The sequence below is a fragment of the Puniceibacterium antarcticum genome (assembly GCF_002760615.1).
Taxonomy (GTDB): domain Bacteria; phylum Pseudomonadota; class Alphaproteobacteria; order Rhodobacterales; family Rhodobacteraceae; genus Puniceibacterium; species Puniceibacterium antarcticum.
Map to the genome: position 1 here is coordinate 1 of NZ_AWWI01000030.1, position 4,798 is coordinate 4,798.

The 4,798-nt window shown below is 50.3% G+C and carries 4 protein-coding genes; all 4 read left to right on the top strand.

Annotation, left to right across the window (positions count from 1 at the left end):
* The first annotated feature begins 350 nt into the window (after window positions 1-350).
* The 4 genes from P775_RS03490 to P775_RS03505 all read left to right on the top strand — a co-directional run bounded on the left by P775_RS03490 (window position 351) and on the right by P775_RS03505 (window position 4,622).
* Window positions 351-1,277, top strand: a complete 927-nt coding sequence (locus tag P775_RS03490) for a GHMP family kinase ATP-binding protein (RefSeq protein ID WP_099909663.1) — start codon at window positions 351-353, stop codon at window positions 1,275-1,277.
* Between the two features lie 15 nt (window positions 1,278-1,292).
* Window positions 1,293-2,387 carry a PLP-dependent cysteine synthase family protein gene (locus tag P775_RS03495; RefSeq protein ID WP_099909664.1) on the top strand — a complete coding sequence of 365 codons (1,095 nt, stop codon included), beginning with the start codon at window positions 1,293-1,295 and terminating at the stop codon, window positions 2,385-2,387.
* A gap of 127 nt (window positions 2,388-2,514) precedes the next feature.
* Window positions 2,515-3,693, top strand: a complete 1,179-nt coding sequence (locus tag P775_RS03500; RefSeq protein ID WP_180287304.1) for an alanine racemase — start codon at window positions 2,515-2,517, stop codon at window positions 3,691-3,693.
* Between the two features lie 32 nt (window positions 3,694-3,725).
* Complete coding sequence (locus tag P775_RS03505) at window positions 3,726-4,622, top strand: DMT family transporter (RefSeq protein ID WP_099909666.1); 897 nt, start codon at window positions 3,726-3,728, stop codon at window positions 4,620-4,622.
* Window positions 4,623-4,798: the final 176 nt, after the last annotated feature.

Genomic DNA, 4,798 nt, shown 5'->3' on the forward strand with positions numbered 1-4,798 from the left:
CCATGCCAACATCCTATGCCCTTCGGGCTGTGGGTGTCGCACTTCAATCTTGAGACCAAGGTGTTCAGAATGCTCGCTGCTCCAGTAGCAGTCCCGACTGCCAGAACTGCAGAAAAGGCTTCGATCTGGGTCAATGTGAGCTTCATACCTGAGGTATATCAAGAATGAATGACTACTGTAACCGTTTATATTGGTTTGATCACTTTTTAGGCTTTAGGTGTTAATAATGATTAACGGAACCTCGGGATGTTCAATCATTTCAGGTAAATACGTTCGGTGATCTCTGAAAACACGTGGTAGCTCCCACCTTCATTTTTGCCACACGCAAGATGTAATTGTTAGGTACGAAAATGCTGCAGACACTCACGTTTGAAAAGTTTCATGTTCATCCATGGCTCTGGCGGGGTGTAGGTCATTGCTCAGGACATTTTGGAGAAATCATTCAGGGACAGTTTACAGATCCCATAAATTCCAGCTTCAGGGGACTGGTGACTCTCTCTTGTCGTAGTGTCGGATCAACTGCAACGGCAAAAATTGTACCGGGATCTGGAGTAATCCACACCCAAAAGGGCAGGGTGAAGGTGAAAAAGGCCGTTCAGGTGTATCGCAGCCTTCATCTTGTTCCTGAAGATCTCGATTTCATAATCGATATCGAAAGCAACATTCCCTCCGGAATCGGTATGGGCTCGTCGACGGCTGATATTGTCGCCACATTAAGAGCTATGGACCAAGCCTATGGTCAGCATACTGAACTTGAGGACTTGGTGGGTCTGGTTCTGCAAGTCGAAAAAGCCTGTGACTCCACGATGCTTGATCACCGTGTGAGACTTTTCGCGCAACGGGATGGGAAGGTCCTTGAGAACTTCGGGTGCCGACTGCCGCCGTTATATGTGCTCGGTTTTAATATGATGCCGGGAGAAGTGTTCAAGACAGATGATATGCCACCTGCGAACTATTCCAGAGAAGAGTTGGCGCGATTTGATCAGCTTCTCTCGATGTTGAGGATAGCTGTTCATGCCGGTGATTGCAGAAAGATTGCGGAGATTGCCACAGAAAGCGCCCTTATCAACGAAAGAAAGTATCCGAAACGAAATTTCGGTTACCTCATGGACATTAGAACCGCTTTGAACGCGGCAGGGGTGTGCGTATCCCACTCCGGAACTATCGCCGGCCTCATCTTCCCGATCAATGAACTGCCATGCCCTGCAACGTTGACCGAGGTATCCTCCGAAGTCAGAAGCTGGGGTGGTGAATACCTCGGCCTTTACAGAATGTAAGCGAAAAGGTTTGCTATGACTATTAATTTTACCATTCCAGATCCCAGTGTTCTGCGAACCTTCTCCGAACCGATGTTCGTTGACCTGCGTCCTAACCTGACGGCAGCGAAGTTCGATCTTATGAAATTCACGCCAGCAAGGAGTATCATCGATGATGCCATCGAAAGTGGTGTTCTCCTTCCTGGAGGTCAGGTCATTGAAAGCAGCTCCGGAACCTTCGCGCTGGCGCTTGCCATTATTTGCTCTCAATACGATCTGCAGCTCACTCTTGTGACAGGTCCTATATCTAAAGTCGTCCGCTGGCGTTTGGAAAGCCTCGGTGCTCGTATCCATGTCGTTGAGGCAAGCAACCTTTGCGAGGGCGGTATCCAGCAGGCAAGACTGACTGTGCTAGCTCGACTTCTTGAGACAAACCCGTCTGCCTTCTGGCCACAGCAGTATACGAACCCTCTGAACTCGAAGTCATACCGTCCCTTTCCCACGAGGCTTCTTGATGAAGGTAGGCGCTTTGAAGTTCTTGTCGGAACAGTCGGTTCAGGCGGCTCGCTTTTCGGTTTCGCCCGTGTGCTTCTAGAAGACAATCCGGATCTTAAGGTCGTCGCGGTAGACCACAATCGAAGCGTAATTTTTGGGGCGAAGGCAAAACGCATCACTCGGATGTGCAGGGAGTCATTCGAACAGGTCCTGGCCATGGGCGCAGGGATACCCATGGGGAATGTGAACTTTAAACAGTGCGACGAGGTTCACTGGGTTCCTGTCCCTAAAATGGTTCAGCAGGTTCATAAATTTCACATGGAAACCGGTCTTCTTGTCGGGGCGTCAAGTGGTGCAGCTCTCACTGTTGCAAATTGGTACGCTGATAAGGATCCGGATATCAACGTATTGACCATCCTGCCAGATCATGGGGTTCGTTATGTTGAAACTCTGTTCGATCCCAGCTGGCTTGACCGGTGGCCCGATGATCGGAACGCGAGTTGGGATACACCAGAGGAAAAGCAGTCCCTTGAGGATATCTCCGAAGGATGGTGCCGAATGACATGGGATCGGCGCGATTTTGAATCCGTCGCAGGTCATTCTCCAGCGCCACGCAATGCCGGCTACAATCCTTGAGGGACCTGCTATGGATCTTCAAATGGGTATGAAGCGTACTGTCACGAGACACGAACGGTTCATGGCGAGTCTCGTACGAAATAAGAATGTGCAAAGGACGCGGCCTGTCATCGCTGGCATAGACCAGATGGCACTTCTTGAAAATGTCGAGATCGTCAGGAAACGTATCGGCCAGCGTGGTCTTTGCGCTGTTCTGAAGGGTGACGCCTATGGGCATGGCATAGATATCGTTGCTCCGGAAATTATCCGCTTTTGTTCGCACGTAGCAGTCGTGGATAACCAGGAAATCGAGGCCGTTCGAAGGATAGATGAAAACATACCTCTGATCCGTCTCAGGGTCGGCTCAGAGGGAGAGATCAGCGATGCCGCCAAAGCCGATTGGCGGGTAAGGGAGATGGCTGCTTCTTTTAATAAGATAGAGGAAATCGGCAAGATTTACAGCCACTTTGGACAAACTGCGGATATACATCTTAGCCTTGATGCGGCCGGTCTTGGTCGAAACGGTTTCTCTATACGAGACCCTTATTCTCTCGACGCGTTGATGCGCACCATCCTGACAATCCCAAATACACGCGTCGCGAGCGTCGGATGTCATCTTCCCGATGCTGGTAGTGCTGTTCCCTATCATAGCGCCGATCCAAGCACGCGTGCTTTGAATGGCTTCGTTGCGACGGTGAAGTGGATTTTGCAAATATTTGTAGATCATGGCCTGCCCCTTCCTGAAATTTCTTCCTATTCCTCATCCTCATCTTGTGCCTTTGGTGAACATGATCCAGTTGCAGTGCTTGGTCTTCCAATGTTTGACCGAATTGGCAGCAGTCTTCTCGGCCTGACCTCAAGTAACCGACATGGCGAGTTGGGCACCGGACAGGTTTTGCATGCAGGAACATTCGTATGTGATGTAACGCATCGTGAGCATGGCGAGACCGTCGGATACGAACACAGCTATAAGATTGAAGACCCTGAAGGAAAGGATATCGCGATCCTGGGTGTTGGCTGGCTCACACTTAGCCGGTACCAGCAGGGTCTGGGAAAAACGACGACGCCTGCTCATTGCATGACGCCATCCGGCGATATTCATGAGTTCCTTGGCCGTCAGTCAATGAACATTTCCACGGTTTCAGCTCGATCACGAGATGGTCGTGATTTGCGTCCAGGGGAATTCATATATCTCACAACAGATTTTGGACCAGACGAGTATTCTCCAACCATACCACGGGTGGCAAAATGGATGGGAGGTGTCCAGCATGAATTTGTCTCAACCGCATTTGGCGCGAGCTCATCTACGTCCCGCTTCCTCTTTTAATCACTTCAGTTGCTTTCATAGGGGAAACGTCCATGAGCAATACACTGCACACCACTGAAACGGTAGAAACGAACCTATATGGCGTACTCTGGGCGTTTCTAGGAGTAGGATTTTTCGGATTCATATACATCTCTGGGCGTTTGAGCGGAGGAGATATATCGGCAGGTCAATTGATCTGGTTTCGTTACGTAGGAGCATTAATCACGGTTCTTATATGGCTCGCTTTATTCCCTGGTGAAAGACGAAGGATCCGTTCTAAGCAGGTTCCGGTTCACGCGATCAGAGCGCTCGCTGGAGGCGGGGGCGGAATGGCTGCGATCTATGCGGCAAGTCATATGTCAGTGACGAGCGCAACGGCTGTAGGATTGATGGATGGACTTTTTGTTGTCATCCTTGGCGTGGTCTTCCTTCGGGAACGGTTTTCCACAGCTCAATGGGGAGCTGCAATGGTTTGCCTCTTTGGTGCTGGAATAGTTGTGTTCGGTAGTGGTGCTGTGTCGATACGTGTTGAGGATCTATTTCCTGCTTCAATTGCGCTCTTCGGCGCACTTCTCGTTGCTACAGAAAGCATACTTATTAAGAAGCTAGCACGATCTGAGGCGAGTATCAGTGTGTTGCTCTATGTGAACATATTTGGAACAATAATTTTCGCTATACCAGCAGCTGCTACTTGGTCGAGTATGTCGATTGCTGTCGCTTGTCTTCTCTTCATGTTGGGGCCGATAGCAATCTTGGGGCAGATTTGCAATATTAATGCCCTGCGGACATCTGATGCTGCCCTTATCGGACCGATCCGCTATACTTGGATCATATGGGGTGCCTTTTTTGGCTGGGCTTTCTTTGGCGAGATCCCGGTGGCAGCAACATATTCCGGCATCCTGCTCATATTGTCCGGCGGATCCTATCTGGCATTCTCTCGGTTTCGTTAACATCTTTCCCGACCTCCTGAGGACAGATGCCGAGATTCCACGAATGCGGCGCGCAATATCCTGGATCGGGCCCTGCGCCCGGACAGGTATCGGCGGGGGAACACCCCGTTGCTCAGGGGGCATTGCCAAATTGTCTGGCTGGCCTAATCGGGCTATGGCGTACTCCATGAAAATAC